Below are 16,307 nucleotides of genomic sequence, written 5' to 3'. Positions count from 1 at the left end.
CAAATCATTTTAAATGAAGTTTAAACTGAAAAACTCTCGCCACATCCACAAGATCGGCTGGCGTTAGGATTATGAAAGTTAAATCCTTTTCCGTTTAACCCATCTGAAAAATCAAGTTCCGTTCCAGCAAGGTATAAAAATGACTTCATATCTAATGCTATCCTGATCCCTTTGTCTTCAAAAAACTGATCACCGGTTTTCTCTTCATTATCGAAATCAAGATTATAAGATAAACCAGAACATCCACCACCCTTAACAGAAACGCGAAGAAAATACGTAGTATCCATTTGCGAGTCGGCCATTAGGTGGTCAATTTTACTTTTTGCTTTATCAGTGATCGTAATCATAGTTTTATTTTTTTTTATTTAGTAGCTAACTACTAAAATACTATTAGTGGTGAGATTTTGCAAGCTCTATTGGAGCCATGCCATTTTTAACGCGATAATCGTTAATAGCAGATTTAATTGCGTCTTCTGCCAAAACAGAACAATGAATCTTTACAGGTGGCAATGCCAGTTCTTCTACAATATCCATATTGTCTATTGCCATAGCTTCATCAACAGTTTTTCCTTTTAACCATTCCGTTGCCAAAGATGAAGACGCAATTGCTGAACCACATCCAAATGTCTTAAATTTTGCATCAGTGATTACATTATTCGCATCAACTTCAATTTGAAGACGCATTACGTCACCACATTCAGGTGCGCCTACAAGACCTGTACCTACTGATTTACTATCTTTATTTAAAGTACCAACATTGCGGGGGTTGGTATAGTGTTCCATTACTTTTTCTGAATATGCCATTTTTTTTCCTCCAGGCTGTTAAGCCATTTTAATATTATTTAATTACTGCAGTGCTATTAATGCTCTGCCCATTCAATTTTACTAAGATCAATTCCTTCTTTAAACATTTCCCAAAGTGGAGAAAGGTCTCTTAAGTGATTTACCGCTTTTTTAGTGTTTTCAATCGCATAATCAACTTCCTCTTCTGTTGTAAATCTTCCAAGTCCAAACCTGATGGATGAATGTGCAAGATCATCAGATAATCCTAAGCTTTTTAACACATAAGATGGCTCTAAAGAAGCCGATGTACAAGCTGAACCTGAAGATACCGCCAGATCTTTCATTGCCATCATTAAGCCTTCTCCTTCAACATATTTAAATGAAATATTGGCTACATGTGGCAAACGGTGCTCTACATTACCATTTACATAACTTTCTTCCATCACTGTCAAAGCACTTTCAAGCTTATCTCTTAGTCCAGAAAGACGTTTCGCTTCTTCGTCCATTTCAAGGCGGCACAATTCACATGCTTTACCTAAACCAACAATTCCCGGTACATTAAGCGTTCCTGAGCGCATACCGCGTTCATGGCCACCGCCATCCATTTGTGCGGTTACTTTAACCCTTGGGTTTTTTCTGCGTACGTATAGTGCACCTACACCTTTAGGACCGTACATTTTATGTGCAGAGAAAGCCATGATGTCAATTCCATCAGCATTTACATCTACAGGTATCTTTCCTACAGCCTGTGTGGCATCAGTCATAAATAAAGCACCAAACTTATGGGCAATAGCTGAAATTTCTTTGATGGGCTGTATAACACCAATTTCATTGTTACCATACATAATGGTCACAAGAATAGTCTGTTCAGTCATTGCTGCTTCTAATTCAGCAAGATCTATCAGGCCATCAGCTTTTACATTTAGATAAGTAATTTTTGCGCCTAGTTTCTCTAAATGTTTACAGGTATCTAAAACAGCTTTATGTTCGGTAGTAGCAGTAATGATATGATTACCTTTTTCCTGGTACATTTCAAATACACCTTTGATACCTAAATTGTCGGCTTCAGTTGCGCCCGAAGTAAAAATAATTTCCTTTTCTGTACAACCAATCAGTTTTGCAACTTGTTCACGGGCATAATCAACGCCTTCTTCAGCAACCCATCCAAAGGCATGGTTACGGCTCGCTGCATTTCCGAATTTGTTAGTTAAATATGGTAGCATAGCTTCCAATACCCTTGGATCAAGGGGAGTGGTTGCATTGTTGTCAAGATAAATAGGAAGTTCCATTGTATATTTACGTATTATTTATTAAGCAAAGATATGAAAAAAGATAACCAACAATTCTAAAATAGCCCTATGAACATCGGTTTTAATGGTGCATTTTTACATTTATATAACTTACAAATCAATTATGAAGAAAATTGAACATATAGGGATAGCAGTTAAAGACCTTGAACTGTCCTGTAGTATTTATGAACAGTTACTTGGGACAGGTTGTTATAAAAAGGAAAATGTAAGCTCAGAGAATGTAGATACGGCATTTTTTTTAGTTGGGCCAAATAAAATTGAGCTGTTAGCGGCAACTGACAAACTGGGCACTATATCTAAATTTATAGAAAACAAAGGTGAAGGGCTTCATCACATTGCATTTGAAGTTGATGATATTTTACAGGAAATGGACAGGTTAAAAGCCGAGGGATTTCAACTTTTAAGCGAGCTGCCAAAACCAGGAGCAGACAATAAACTAGTTTGTTTTGTTCATCCAAAACAAGCCAGTGGAGTTTTGATAGAACTTTGCCAGGAGATAAAATTAGGCAAAGAGTGTTAATTATTAAATATTTTTCTTACATACTTGCTATTGAGAAATATAATTCGGATATTTGCATCCTTTAAAAATAAGCGACAATATATAAAAAATATTATAATATGAAAAAAGATCTTCATCCATCAAGCTATAGATTTGTTGTGTTCAAAGACATGTCTAATGAATATGCATTTTTAACAAAATCTTGTGTAGAGACTAAAGAAACAACCGTTTGGGAAGATGGAAACGAATATCCTCTTTATAAACTAGAGATCTCGCATACTTCACATCCGTTTTACACTGGTAAAATGAAATTGGTAGATACTGCTGGTCGTATTGATAAATTCAAAACTCGTTACGCTAAGAAGTAATTCTAAAATAAAAGAAATAATTTTGAAGTCCCGGTGCAATAGCGTCGGGACTTTTTTTATTTTTGTCGCTTATGACAGTCAATTTATTTGATGATGGTGCCTGGGAATCCCTAAGACCACTTACTTATACCCGGCCGGTGGCAGATCTTCGGGTCGGTATTTTAACCATAGCAGAAAAATGGGCTAAACATCTTGATATGGAAACTGGTTTTAGTACTCAAAGTTACCTGAGTGCCAAGTTTAGGTCAGTCAAATCTGCTAGCTTTTCTATTAATGGTTCTGTATGTCCCGATGAGCAATTGGTTTATGAAATAAGAAATTTAAAAGTTGGTGAATCTCTTGTTAAAAAGGACATTTTAATAGCTTATGCACCGGTTCCGGAAAGCCAATTTTATACAGCTCACGATTTTACGTCCAAAGAATATTCCCATGACCTTACCAGGTTGGTATTTCCAGAAGATATATTTAAATTTAATGATGCCGAGTTAAAAAAGGATTTTAAGTTACTCACAGTTGGAAGAATCTCTGCGAAGCTAAGTGCAACGAATAGTTTTATTGGTGACTCTATTTTTGTGGAAGAAGGTGCCACTGCAGAATGTTCTACGTTTAATAGTTTGAATGGACCAATTTACCTGGGTAAAAATAGTGAGATTTGGGAAGGATGTAACATCAGAGGGTCTTTTGCTTTGGGCGAAAATTCTCAGGTAAAAATGGGTTCAAAAATATATGGTCAAACCACCATCGGGCCTTACAGTAGGGTTGGGGGAGAAATCAATAATGCCATTATATGGGGTTATTCCTCCAAAGGACATGAAGGTTATCTCGGTAATTCTGTTGTAGGGCAATGGTGTAATATTGGTGCAGATAGTAACAATTCAAATCTGAAAAATAACTATGCAGAAGTGAAACTATGGGAGTATGCAAAAGAAAGTTTCAGAAAGACGGGTTTGCAGTTCTGCGGACTAATTATGGCTGATCACGCAAAGTGTGGTATAAATACAATGTTCAATACAGGAACAGTTGCAGGGGTTAGCGCCAATATTTTTGGATCTGGTTTCCCCAGAAACTTTATTCCTGATTTTGCCTGGGGTGGCGCGCAGGGATTTGAAACGTATAGCCTGGAGAAAATGTTTGACACGGCAGCTAAAGTATACTCGCGCAGAGCGCTTGAGTTTGATCAGCAGGAAAAAGATATGTTGACAGAAATTTATAATATTACCGCCAAATACAGGCATTTTTAAATCAATTAAGGCATTTTACTATGAGATGTCTAATAATAAATTAAACATTATGAGAAAAAAAATTGTAGCTGGAAACTGGAAAATGAACTTAGATTATGCCGCAGGCATATCGGTTTTTTCTGAGATCGTTAATATGGTTAAAGATGAAAAAAATGGTAGTCAGGATGTGGTAATCTGCGCGCCGTTTATTCACTTAAACAGCTTGTCGAAATTAGGTGGCGAAACTGTTAAAATTGGTGCTCAAAACTGCCATCAGAATGAAAGCGGTGCATTTACCGGCGAGATTTCTGCTGGAATGATTAAATCAGTAGGCTGCGAATATGTACTCATAGGCCATTCAGAGCGCAGACAATACTTTGCTGAAACTGATGCATTGTTGGCTGAAAAAACAGTTATTGCATTGAAAAACAATTTGATTCCAATATTTTGTATTGGAGAAACACTTGATGAACGAAATAACGGGAGTTATTTTGAAGTGATTAAATCTCAACTTGAAAATGGATTGTTTAGTTTGGATGCAGAAAGTTTCTCTAAAATAATAGTTGCGTATGAACCCGTTTGGGCTATCGGTACGGGCTTAACTGCTAGTTCTGACCAGGCACAGGAGGTGCATGCCTTCATTAGAAAGGAGATCTCGGAGAAATACAGTATGGCTATCGCTGACGCAACAAGCATTTTATACGGCGGAAGTTGCAATCCTAAAAATGCAGATGAGTTGTTCGCTCAAAAAGATATTGATGGAGGATTGATTGGAGGAGCTTCTTTAAAATCACGTGACTTTATGGACATCATTAAGGCTTTTAATTCCTAATGAAATATATACAAGTTGCATTTATTTTTACAGCGATAGCGGATTATCAGCAAGATCTTTTGATAAACGAACTTGCTGAAATTGGCTTTGATACTTTTGAAGATACCGAAGCTGGTTTTGATGCTTTTATTCAAGCTGATCAGTTTCAAATTGAACAGCTTGATGTTGTTTTAGTATCATTAAAAGAAGAACTGGATTTTTCCTATCTGATTAAGGAAGTCGCTGATGAAAACTGGAACAAGGAGTGGGAGAAAAATTTTGAGCCCCTGATAATTTCGGATCAATGTTATGTAAGGGCAACTTTTCATCAGCCACAGGATAAATATCCATATCAGATTATTATAGACCCAAAAATGGCTTTTGGTACAGGTCATCATCAAACCACAACAATGATGATGGAGTATATTTTAGAAACTGATTTTCAACAGAAAATAGTGCTTGATATGGGTTGTGGCACTGGGATATTGGCTATTTTAGCGGCTATGAAAGGGGCAAGGGATCTTACAGCCATAGATTATGATGATGTCTGTTACGAAAGCACAAAAGAAAATATGCAATTAAATAATTGTACATATATAAAGGCAATCTGTGGTGGTAAAGAGGTTATTCCCAGTGAAAGGTACGACGTCATACTCGCAAATATTAATAGGAACATTTTGTTGGATCAAATTCAAACTTATGCTGAAGTTCTAAGAACGGATGGATCAATTTACTTTAGCGGATTTTACGAATATCCTGATTTGGACATGATAAGGGATGCCTGTAGGGATTTTGGAATTAATTATGTTAGTCACAAAAAAAATGGAGATTGGGTAGCTGCACATTTTAAAATGTCGTAGTCTTATGCATTAGGTGTTAAAAAGTTAAATAAATGGAGTTTTATGTGCTATATAATGAAATAAATTAACTGTTTGGGATGTTAATTGAGGCTGAGGGAAATATAAGCGAATTTTTACAAAATATATTTTGGTTTCTTTCTATATACTGTGCAAAAATTATGTACATTCGATAATTTATTTTAACATAGAAATATAAATGTTTATTGAAATAGATGTTTAGACAACGTTTAAAAACGTTAAATTGCATTTTTTAATGATACTGATCATATAAAAGTAAGTCATTAGTATTTACTTTTAAGTAAGCACATTTATTGAAAAGGTTGTCCAATCAAAAATAGATGTATTGATAATGGCAAAGAGTTGAATACTAGTAATAATAATAAATAATACACACCTAAAATTTAATTATGAATATCATCGGTAAAAACATCAGACACCTTCGTCAAAAGAATGGCTGGAGTCAGGGAGAAGTAGCAAAACGACTAAATATCTCCATTCCAGCTTTTTCTAAGATAGAAACAGGTATTACTGATATCAACATCTCAAGGCTTGGACAAATCGCAAACTTATTTGAAGTTTCGACTATGGATATTATCTCAAAAGAGGGTGAAAATCCACAGTCACGTAATTTTGAAGAAATTGCAAACCTTAAAGAAAAATTGGCGCAGAGAGAAGATGAAGTGATTAAACTTCAGAAAAAAGTGATTGAGCTTTACGAAGAAATCAGAGAAAAATAGTTTCTAAAATACCTTATGCAACGTTAGGTGCCGCTTCCCAAAAGTGGCACCAGTTGCTTCATGGATAGAAAGCATTTTATCGTTAAAATCCCCAACCCACGAGAGTTCAAGTTCATCATATTGGTTTTTTGGCAGAACATACTCTTTAAGTTTTATAAAAAGAGCAGACTCAAGTCCATGTTTTTGAAATGCTGATTTTGTTCCCATAACAATAGCACGCATTCTGTTCACACCTTTCCATCTTCTATACACAAACTTTATTTTTTCAATCAACCCTAATTTCCCTTTAAAATCTTTTATAAATTGATTTGCATCAGGAATAATAACAACAAATGAAGCTGGTTCCCCGTTGATATAAGCGAACCAAATCAACTTTTCGTCCATTATTGTTTCCATCTGCTTAAAACTCTCCTGAAGGGTCTCTTTTTTGATGGGTACAAAATTTTCAAAATCTTTCCAGCCATCATTATAGATTTCCATAAGATCTGAAATATATTTATCAGGATTTTTTCTGGAGAAATGTTCAAATGTATATCCAGGCTTATTTGTTACCCAGGTAGCAATTTTGGTGAAACGCTCTGGGAATGGTTTTTTTACTGCCAGGTGATTGGTGATTTGCTGGTAAGCAGTGGCAAATCCATAATTTTCGAAGAGTGAATGATAATAAGTTGGATTATAATTCATCCCATAAGATGGAGGACTGAAGCCTTCTACAAGTAAACCCCAGAAAGTATCGTTCTCGCCAAAGTTTATTGGTCCATCCATTGCTTGCATTCCCTGTTCTTTCAACCATTTTTCTGCTGTAGAAAATAGCTCAAATGCAGCATCTTGATCATTTATACACTCAAAAAAACCTACTCCACCAGTCGGTTGTGGGTACTGGTACGCTTTTTTATCATTCACAAAGGCTGCAATTCTTCCTATACAGTTTCCGTTTTGGTCTTTCAGGATCCACCTTGTGCATTTTCCATGTTGAAAAAAAGGATTTCTTTTCGGGTCAAATACATGTTCCAGGTCCTTGTCAAGAGGAGCTATCCAATTCTTGTCCTCCGCATAAATATTGCGTGGAAGATTTAGAAAATCTTTAATCGTTTTGGCATCACTAACCTGGCTTATCTGCATGTACTTACTATGGGTTTAAAATAAAAAGCATCCTTTAAGGATGCTTTAAAAATATAAATCTACGGATTAATAATCATCTTCATCATCCGAACCGAAATCATCGAAAGTATCCAAGTCATCTAGCGGAACATCGAAATCTTCTTCTTCGTCGTCATAATTGTTTCTAATCTTATCGTTAGAAAGTTCTTTGTTTTCATCATTTTCAGATGGATCATTTAAAGGATTTTTGCTGTTTGATTTTTTAGGGCTACTCATTACTAAAAGAATAAATTTAACGCAGTCAAAAGTAAGATAAAAAGCGTTTTTCTAAAAATTTTTTGAAAATATTTCCAAACACATACTTCAAAAAAAAAGGTAAAGTTTTTGACTTTACCTTTTTTAACACACAAATGAAACCTGAATTGAGATATTGTTTTAGGTTAAGAAAATATCTGAATCAATTCTATAAGAACTTTTTTTTGCAACCAATTGGTTGCTTTAATATCTATAACAAGTTTAACGTAAATTAATACAGAATGCCAGTTGAATTAGTAAATGGTAGGGTTCATTGAGTAAACGGTAAATGACTACTCAGCAGGGATATGAATTGAGACAATAGTGCCACTTTCTCCAGATTGATTGATGCTGATTTCTATTGGGTTTAGCTCTATCTGGTTTAAAAGATTTATTCGCTCTTGAGTCAAACTCATTCCTTTGCTTTTGTGGGTGTTTTTTTTAGCACTTAATGAATTAGAAATTCCTATTCCATTATCCATAATTTGGATTAATAAATAATTTTTGTTTTCAATAGTAATTTCAACCGTAACTGTGCCGCCGTTTTCTTTTGGCATAATGCCATGCCAAATTGCGTTTTCAACAAAAGGTTGTAAAAGCATAGAGGGGATTAACGTTTCCTCTACATCTATGGCCTCATCAATTTTGAAGCTATATTCAAGTTTATCTCCAAATCTTTTCTTTTCCAGACTTAGGTAAAGTGTTAAATACTCAATTTCCTCTTCAAGTGTAATGAAGCTTTTTGTACATATTTCCAGGTTCTTTCTCACTAATCTTGCGAAGCCGGTGAGTACTTTGTTTGCAGACGAGGTATCTTTAGTATTTATATAATGCTGAATTGAGTTCATTACATTAAATATGAAATGAGGATTCATCATCGCCTGTAATGCACGTTGTTCCAGCATTAAAATCTTATTTTTTAATAGCAGTTTTTCTTGCTCTTTATTTTTCTTGTTTTTGGTTACGATAGTCGCTACCCTAATAAGTATAATACCAATAATTAAGAATAAGAGCGCAAGGAACCATAATCTTTGCCAAAAATATCCTTGTAATTCAAAGGATACCGATTGAGGTGTACTCCATTTACTGTTGGCGGACTTTGCACTCAATTCAAACTTATACTGTCCTGGTGCAAGAGAAGAGAACTCAATACGCCTGTTTTTTGTAATTGTCCAGCTGGCATTGGCTTTTAGTCTATACCTGAATGTCATTTCCTGATTCTGGAAATCAATCGCATTGTACCGAAACGCAATGGTATTAAAACTTGGCTGTAATAAAATATTTGGATCGTTAAGTTCGAAAATCTGATCATTGGCTACAATAGATGAAATCCAAACTTTAGGTAGCTCATTAAGTTGATTTGCTTTCTTATTGTAAAAATATACAAGCCCTTGGTTGGTGGCAAACCAGGCTGTGTCACTGTCAATGTACAGATCGTTAACGTCCGTTTTTAATAGTACATTTGTATACTCAAAAGCCTCAATAGTTTTTTGATCTCCATTGTTTCTTATGCGGTTTATTCCATTATTTGTGATTACCCAGATCACATCATTTTTAACAAAAATCTTTTTACATATGTTATTTGCCAGCCCGTTTTTCTGAGTTAACTGCGCAATAATTCTATTTTCTTTAATAAATATAATTCCATAGCCATCTGTAGCCAAGATAAGGGTGCCATCATTCAGTTCTTTTATGTCATTGATCCTTTTCGTAAATAGCGTGTTTTTTTTATAATAGGAGATAAGATTTCCTTTTTGAAACTGATGCAATCCATGAATATTAGAAAACCAAAGACTACCCTTACGGTCAAAAAACGTAGTATATGCCCGGTTTTCCAAATAGTCTTGCGTAGGTCCGGAAGTAGACAAGCTGAAATTGAGGGGATTTATCGCATCTCTTAGAACCATAACTCCAGATGACATCGCTATAGCGAGGTTCTTGTTTTTGTTTACGCTGAAGTTCTTAATTACGAATTTTGAACCATGAATTTCATTTAGGTAAGTAATGTCTGGTTTACCTGAATATATGTCTGAAATCATCCCCAGTCCAAAATCGGACGCGAAATATAGTGCTTGATGAAGTGTATCTACAACTAATTCTTTGATTCGGTTGTACTTATTTTTGTTTGATAATATAATCTCTTTTTTCTTTTTATTGCTATCCAGTACATTAATGTCTCCATTATCCATCCCCAGCCATAGCCTGTTCTTTCTGTCCTTAACAACACTTTTTATTGCATTACACTTTAATCCTGACGACGCATCTATCAGATACATGCGGTTCTCCGTTTTAGGAAGCATATAAATGCCATTTAGAGTTGTAAACCACATATTTTCCCTATTGTCTTTTACAATCTGGCTTGTGGGCTTTCCTTTTAAATAATGCTCCACATTTCCATTGCTGTTTATTTTGTAAACACCAGACTTGTTACTGATCCAGAGTTCGTTTCCATCAGTGTGAAAATACCCTGGTTCATTGTCAAGAAGTTTTGAAGGAACCTTAAAGAGTATTTTGTTTACAGTACCGGACTTTAGAACAAGACCGTCTGTGCTCAAATAAATCAATTTCCCCTTAGCAGTGCCCTTCATCATTTTAATAGAAATGGGCAATGGAGTATTTGGAACGGTTTTAAATGCTGCACCTGTATAAATATTAACAGATAAATTATTAAATGCCCATATTTTCCCTCCTTCATCTTCATGAAGATATGAATTCGTTAATTGGGGAGAAGTACTCGTGGCCGCATACTTAGTGAGCCGCTTGGCATCCCACATAAATAAGACGTTTTTATTGGTTCCAAACCATAAACGTCCTCGGCTATCTTCTAGAAAAGAAACTATAATAGCATTAAATTTCAGAAATTTAAGTAGAGTGTCGTTACTTTGATTGAAGATTTTTCCGTTAAAATAATAACTAAGATCCCCGCTTAATGATAAAAACCAAATCTTTCCTTTACGATCCTCTTTTATCTGAATAATTTGACTATCTGAAAGACCTTCGTCAATAGAAAAATTTTCAAATCGCCTACCGTCAAATCTACTTACTCCAGCATCCGTACCTATCCAAATGTAGCCTTTAGTATCTTGTATTGTAAAAAAGCAATTGTTTCCGGAAAGCCCCTCTTTGGTGGTGTAATGATTGATATAGGTGGTTTGTGTACGTGCTTCCTTGCTACCTGTTATTAGACAGATTATGATAAGTATTCGAGTAATTAAATTTCTGTATCTATTTATCACTTTTTACTTGGGTGTAAATTTTAACTTTCTCCATAAAATCACTGCTACGGCGTCTGGATACCGCAATTCTATCACCATTAAAAAGAACTACTTCAAGTCCGTTTTTAGAATTATATTCTTTAAGGTAATTAAGATTTATAATACTGGATTTGTGAATCCGTGTAAATTGATGGCTGGGTAAAATTTCTTCATAATCTTTCAAAACTCTGGAAACTGTAATTTTTTCACCTTTAGATAAGTGAAAAATAGAGTAATTGCTGTCAGCGGTAATGTGCGTGATCTCATCAATGTCTACTAGTATAGAGCCATGAGCACTGGGTAAGGTTAATTTCTTAACTTCAGCTTTTTCTGCAAAACTAATTGACATTTTCTCTGTCTTAGTAAGATCTGCTGCAGAATTCTTATCCAGAGAGATGTATCTAAATGCTTTATCAACAGCTGCTTTCAATTCATCAATATCAATAGGTTTAAGCAAATAGTCGGCGGCATTTGCTTTAATTGCTTTTAGTGCATACTCATCATATGCAGTTGTAAAAATTACCTGAACATTCAAGTCTTTTAAGTCTGGGATAAGCTCAAATCCATTTTCAATTGGCATAGCAATGTCCAAAAAAATAAGATTTATATCATGTAAAGCCAGCAGTGCTCTGGCTTCACTTACAGATTTTGCGATTCCACAAATGTGGACATGATCGCAATATTCCTGAAGCAGGAAATAAAGAGACGAACGAGCAAACTCTTCATCGTCAACAATAATGGCATTTAACACAAACATGAAATTAAAATTGTGCTCAATTTATTAAAAAAAGAAATCAATAAAGAATATTAGCAGAAGGTAAAAACCGGAGATTTGCTTTTGCCGTATATAAAAGCATTATTGCCAGATAGTTTATGGCAATAAACGTGTGGCGAATAAGACCATTTCTAGAAAAGTTTGTTTAAGTTTAAGATAAAGGGTTGAGATGAAAATCTCTTCCCTTTTTTGCATTTAAACAATAGCTTTTATTTAAGGAATTAATAAGTGATTACCTGCTCTTCCAATTGGTCAGGTAAATTACGGTAGTTGTATTGCTGTCCCCTTAATTGCGGTTCAAATCCAGCTTCCCTTATGGCGTCTTGTATCCCTTTTGCTGTAAAACGGTGTGGTGCACCGGCAGCGGAAACCACATTTTCTTCAATCATAATAGATCCAAAGTCATTAGCACCTGCGTGGAGGCATAGCTGTGCAACGGCTTTTCCAACAGTGAGCCATGATGCCTGTATGTTTTTTATATTCGGCAGCATAATTCTGCTCAGTGCAAGCATACGTACATATTCGTCACCAGAAACATTGTTACTAATGCCTCTTAACCTTTTCAATAAAGTTCCGTCATCTTGAAATGGCCAGGGAATAAATGCCAGAAATCCTTTTGCATCAGCAGGCTTCTCACTTTGAACTTCCCTAATCCATACCAGATGTTCAAAACGTTCCTCAATAGTTTCTACATGTCCAAACATCATGGTGGCAGAAGTAGTAATGTCTAGCCGGTGAGCTGCGCGCATTACATCTAGCCATTCTTGACCACCACATTTACCTTTAGAAATCAAACGTCGTACCCTGTCATTCAATATCTCAGCGCCTGCGCCAGGTAAAGAGTCCATTCCTGCGTTTTTTAATGCGCTTAATACCTCGAAATGAGATAACTTCTCCAGTTTAGCAACATGTGCAATTTCCGGAGGACCTAAAGCATGTAATTTCAGATCAGGATAGAGTTCTTTCAGTTTGCTAAAGAGCTCTGCATAAAAATTAAGTCCCAAATCTGGATGGTGCCCACCTTGCAAAAGCAATTGATCACCTCCTAGTCTAAATGTTTCTTCAATTTTTACCTTATAGGTTTCAATATCAGTAATGTAACTTTCATCGTGTCCTGGTCTTCTAAAAAAATTACAGAACTTACAGTTCGCGATACATACATTTGTTGTGTTTACATTACGGTCTATCTGCCATGTTACCTTTCCACTGGGGACTTGTTTTTTTCTTAATTCATTAGCTACATAAGCCAGTTCAGCTGTTGGAGCATTGTGGTATAAAAAAACGCCTTCTTCTTTCGTTAAAAAGTCAAAATTTAAAGCCCGGTGCAGTAACTCTGAAGTATTCATAATGCAAATATACCATAACTTGCCTATAATTTATTTCATCCCATTATCACATTCTATTTAACTGTTATTGGAAGATAAACAAACCGTAAGTTGAACCTAATTTGATGGTAAGTTGAACCTAACTTGATCGTAAGTAGAACATTCAGCTTGACATTAGTTGGTAATTAGTTCTACTTTATTTGGTCTTAGCTCGGTATTCATAAACTAAACCCACTATTTAAATGAATAAGACTAAAGTGAATGTTCAGGTTACCTTCAACTTACCTTCAATTTTCATTCTGGTTAGTTTCCAATTACCCTTTACGGATTTGACTCAGCATCGCATAAATTCCTATATTTACCGCAATTATAAAATAGATATGGTAGACTTTAACCGTTTTACATTAGCAAACGGACTACGTGTTTTGGTACACGAAGATGATACAACGCCAATGGCGGTACTCAATATTCTTTATGATGTGGGAGCCAGGGATGAGGAAGAGCATAAAACAGGTTTTGCGCATTTGTTTGAACATCTAATGTTTGGTGGATCCGTTAACATCCCAAGTTATGATGAACCTTTGCAAAGAGTAGGAGGAGAAAATAATGCTTTTACCAGTAATGACATCACAAACTATTATATTACCCTGCCTGCAGCCAATATTGAAACCGCTTTCTGGTTAGAAAGTGACAGAATGCTAAGTCTTGCTTTTTCAGAGAAAAGCCTGGAAACTCAGCGGAACGTAGTTTGCGAAGAATTTAAACAAAGATATCTAAATCAGCCTTACGGTGATGTTTGGTTGAAATTAAGGCCTCTTGCCTATACTACACATCCGTACCGTTGGGCAACCATTGGACAAGATCTTAAACAAATTGAAGAGGCAAAGATGGAAGATGTAAAGGCCTTCTTCAAAAAGCATTATAATCCTCAAAACGCCATTATGGTAGTTGGGGGAAATTTGAAAACTGAAGATGTAAAATTACTTGCTGAAAAGTGGTTTGCACCAATTGCTGCAGGGAATAAATACCTTCGTGATCTTCCTGCAGAGCCGGTACAAACAGAGGCCCGCAAGCTTACGGTAAAGGCTGATGTGCCTTTAAATGCGATTTACATTGCCTTCAAAATGCCGGCGAGAAATGATAATGATTACCAGGTATTCGATTTAATGGGTGATATTCTATCACAGGGACATTCTTCGAGGCTTTATGACAGCTTGCTCAAAGCGCAACAGCTATTTAGTGATATTCATGCCTATATGACTGGTAGTATAGACGAAGGATTATTTGTTATTGAAGGCAAATTAGTTGAAGGAGTAGCTATGGAAACTGCAGAAGAAGCAATCTGGCAAGAGCTTACCAAGCTTACTTTAGAAATGGTAACTGTAGCAGAGCTTACTAAAGTAAAAAACAAATCTGAATCCATTATGGTTTTTGCTGAAATGAGCCTGCTAGATAAGGCGATGAATTTAGCTCATTATGAACTTTTGGGAGATGCCGCCGGATTAAATACCGAAATTGAAAAATACCATGCTGTAAGTCAGGAACGTATTTTAAATGCAGCAAAAAGAACATTTATAAAAGAACAATCGTCCACCTTATATTATTTATCAGACCAAAATGCTTAATCGTACATTATCCCCAGAGTTTAAACAGGTTGATGAAATCAAATTTATTGAGCCCTCAAAGCGTCAAATGGACAATGGAATTCCCGTTTACACTATTAATGCTGGAAAACAAGAACTTGTACGTATAGAACTGATCTTTGAAAATGTAAATTGGGATATGGCTAAGCCCGTGCAGGCTGTTTCTGTTAGTCATTTAATCAATAATGGAACTGCTAAGCTAAATGCAAAGGAAATCGCAGATCAAGTTGATTTTTACGGCGCTTTTTTGCAAACGGAATACGGAGCAGATCAAATTAGTGTTAAATTATATACCCTAAATAAGCATCTGGCCTCAGTACTTCCAGTGCTTTTCTCCATTATTAACGAAAGCATTTTTCCTGAACAGGAACTGGCAATTTTTATTCAAAATCAAAAACAATCTTTGCAGGTAAATATGCAGAAGAATGATTTTTTGGCACGGAAACATTTTGCTCATGCATTGTTTGGTGATACAACTTATGGTTCAAATGTAGACGCTGTACATTATGATGCGATAAAGAGAGCTGATCTTTTGTCTTATTTTAAAGCAGCTTTTAAACCAGAAAATTGTACAATAATTGTAGCTGGAAACTTTGGAGAAAAGGAATTTAGCACGCTAAATGAAGTAATGGGTAAAAATTGGCTAAATGATGCTGATGCAATAGTCAATCAGTTTAGCTTTGACACCTATCGCTCAGGCCAGGTTTTAATACCACGTCCTGATTCTATTCAATCTGCTATTCGGATAGGAAGACTTGCTGTTGGCAGAAATCATGTTGATTTTCCGGGCCTTCAGGTTTTAAATTGCCTTCTTGGAGGTTATTTTGGTTCAAGACTTATGGCTAACATACGCGAAGACAAGGGGTATACCTACGGAATTGGATCTGCAGTAGTTGCCTTAAAAAATGCCGGATATTTTTTTATCGCCACAGAAGTTGGAACCGATGTATGCTCATCTGCAATGCAGGAAATAGAAAATGAAATTACAGTTTTGAAAACAGAGGCTGTAGAGGACGAGGAACTTAATTTAGTAAGAAATTACATGCTGGGCTCTATGCTGGGGAGTCTTGAGAATGCTTTTTCCCACGCAGACAAGTTCAAGAATGTACATTTTTCAGGCTTGGATTATTCTTATTACGATAGCTATATTCAAACCGTAAAAAGCATTAATGCCAAAGAACTTATGGAATTGGCCAAAAAATATCTAGATACAGATACGTTCACAAAAGTTATAGCAGGGGCACAATAATTTGTAAGATTTAAAGGGGATCATTGAAGATCTCCTTACACTTTTTGAATTATTGCTAATTTACGTTATTATTGTATA

At 35.6% G+C, this 16,307-nt stretch carries 16 protein-coding genes; 8 read left to right on the top strand and 8 right to left on the bottom strand.

Features of this window, described 5'->3' with window-relative positions:
- Positions 1-20 precede the first annotated feature (20 nt).
- Genes LPB86_RS20775 through LPB86_RS20765 form a run of 3 tightly spaced genes read right to left on the bottom strand, consistent with a single transcriptional unit; the run spans position 21 to position 2,072 of the window.
- Entirely contained in the window at positions 21-347 is a 327-nt protein-coding gene (locus LPB86_RS20775) for an iron-sulfur cluster assembly accessory protein (protein ID WP_230693348.1), read from the bottom strand.
- Between the two features lie 43 nt (positions 348-390).
- Positions 391-804: a Fe-S cluster assembly scaffold IscU gene (iscU, locus tag LPB86_RS20770; protein ID WP_230693347.1), complete on the bottom strand. Its 414-nt coding sequence runs from the start codon at positions 802-804 to the stop codon at positions 391-393.
- A 56-nt stretch (positions 805-860) separates the two neighbouring features.
- Complete coding sequence (locus LPB86_RS20765) at positions 861-2,072, bottom strand: IscS subfamily cysteine desulfurase (RefSeq protein ID WP_230693346.1); 1,212 nt, start codon at positions 2,070-2,072, stop codon at positions 861-863.
- A 124-nt stretch (positions 2,073-2,196) separates the two neighbouring features.
- On the opposite strand from LPB86_RS20765, the gene mce reads away from it, so the two are divergent.
- The 6 genes from mce to LPB86_RS20735 all read left to right on the top strand — a co-directional run bounded on the left by mce (position 2,197) and on the right by LPB86_RS20735 (position 6,588).
- Positions 2,197-2,613, top strand: coding sequence for a methylmalonyl-CoA epimerase (mce, locus tag LPB86_RS20760; RefSeq protein WP_230693345.1), 417 nt, complete (start codon positions 2,197-2,199; stop codon positions 2,611-2,613).
- Positions 2,614-2,711: 98 nt separating this feature from the next.
- Entirely contained in the window at positions 2,712-2,960 is a 249-nt protein-coding gene (locus LPB86_RS20755; RefSeq protein WP_255695634.1) for a type B 50S ribosomal protein L31, read from the top strand.
- Positions 2,961-3,031: 71 nt separating this feature from the next.
- Positions 3,032-4,201, top strand: a complete 1,170-nt coding sequence (locus LPB86_RS20750) for a GlmU family protein (RefSeq protein ID WP_230693343.1) — start codon at positions 3,032-3,034, stop codon at positions 4,199-4,201.
- Positions 4,202-4,250: 49 nt separating this feature from the next.
- Positions 4,251-5,012 (top strand): triose-phosphate isomerase, encoded by a 762-nt coding sequence (gene tpiA, locus LPB86_RS20745; protein WP_230693342.1) that lies wholly within the window; start codon positions 4,251-4,253, stop codon positions 5,010-5,012.
- Complete coding sequence (gene prmA, locus LPB86_RS20740; protein WP_230693341.1) at positions 5,012-5,851, top strand: 50S ribosomal protein L11 methyltransferase; 840 nt, start codon at positions 5,012-5,014, stop codon at positions 5,849-5,851. Before tpiA ends, prmA begins: the two co-directional genes overlap by 1 nt.
- A 407-nt stretch (positions 5,852-6,258) precedes the next feature.
- Positions 6,259-6,588, top strand: a complete 330-nt coding sequence (locus LPB86_RS20735) for a helix-turn-helix domain-containing protein (protein WP_230693340.1) — start codon at positions 6,259-6,261, stop codon at positions 6,586-6,588.
- A gap of 3 nt (positions 6,589-6,591) precedes the next feature.
- Here the strand turns inward: LPB86_RS20735 and LPB86_RS20730 are convergent, their stop codons facing one another.
- The 5 genes from LPB86_RS20730 to mqnC form a co-directional block, all read right to left on the bottom strand.
- The gene (locus LPB86_RS20730; RefSeq protein ID WP_230693339.1) at positions 6,592-7,710 is read right to left on the bottom strand and encodes a GNAT family N-acetyltransferase; all 1,119 of its coding nucleotides are present in this window, start codon (positions 7,708-7,710) and stop codon (positions 6,592-6,594) included.
- Positions 7,711-7,776: 66 nt separating this feature from the next.
- The gene (locus tag LPB86_RS20725; RefSeq protein WP_230693338.1) at positions 7,777-7,965 is read right to left on the bottom strand and encodes a hypothetical protein; all 189 of its coding nucleotides are present in this window, start codon (positions 7,963-7,965) and stop codon (positions 7,777-7,779) included.
- 311 nt (positions 7,966-8,276) lie between these two features.
- On the bottom strand, positions 8,277-11,219 hold the full coding sequence (locus LPB86_RS20720; RefSeq protein ID WP_230693337.1) for a two-component regulator propeller domain-containing protein: 2,943 nt from the start codon (positions 11,217-11,219) through the stop codon (positions 8,277-8,279).
- Complete coding sequence (locus tag LPB86_RS20715; protein WP_230693336.1) at positions 11,209-11,994, bottom strand: LytTR family DNA-binding domain-containing protein; 786 nt, start codon at positions 11,992-11,994, stop codon at positions 11,209-11,211. Before LPB86_RS20715 ends, LPB86_RS20720 begins: the two co-directional genes overlap by 11 nt.
- 239 nt (positions 11,995-12,233) lie before the next feature.
- Positions 12,234-13,358 (bottom strand): cyclic dehypoxanthinyl futalosine synthase, encoded by a 1,125-nt coding sequence (gene mqnC, locus LPB86_RS20710; protein WP_230693335.1) that lies wholly within the window; start codon positions 13,356-13,358, stop codon positions 12,234-12,236.
- A 359-nt stretch (positions 13,359-13,717) separates the two neighbouring features.
- On the opposite strand from mqnC, the gene LPB86_RS20705 reads away from it, so the two are divergent.
- Positions 13,718-14,962 carry a pitrilysin family protein gene (locus LPB86_RS20705; protein ID WP_230693349.1) on the top strand — a complete coding sequence of 415 codons (1,245 nt, stop codon included), beginning with the start codon at positions 13,718-13,720 and terminating at the stop codon, positions 14,960-14,962.
- Entirely contained in the window at positions 14,955-16,229 is a 1,275-nt protein-coding gene (locus LPB86_RS20700) for a pitrilysin family protein (RefSeq protein ID WP_230693334.1), read from the top strand. The genes LPB86_RS20705 and LPB86_RS20700 overlap by 8 nt, the downstream gene beginning before the upstream one ends.
- The last annotated feature ends 78 nt before the right edge of the window (positions 16,230-16,307 follow it).

This window comes from Pedobacter sp. MC2016-14 (assembly GCF_020991475.1).
Lineage (GTDB): Bacteria > Bacteroidota > Bacteroidia > Sphingobacteriales > Sphingobacteriaceae > Pedobacter.
This window is presented reverse-complemented; position numbering and strand designations above follow the sequence as displayed.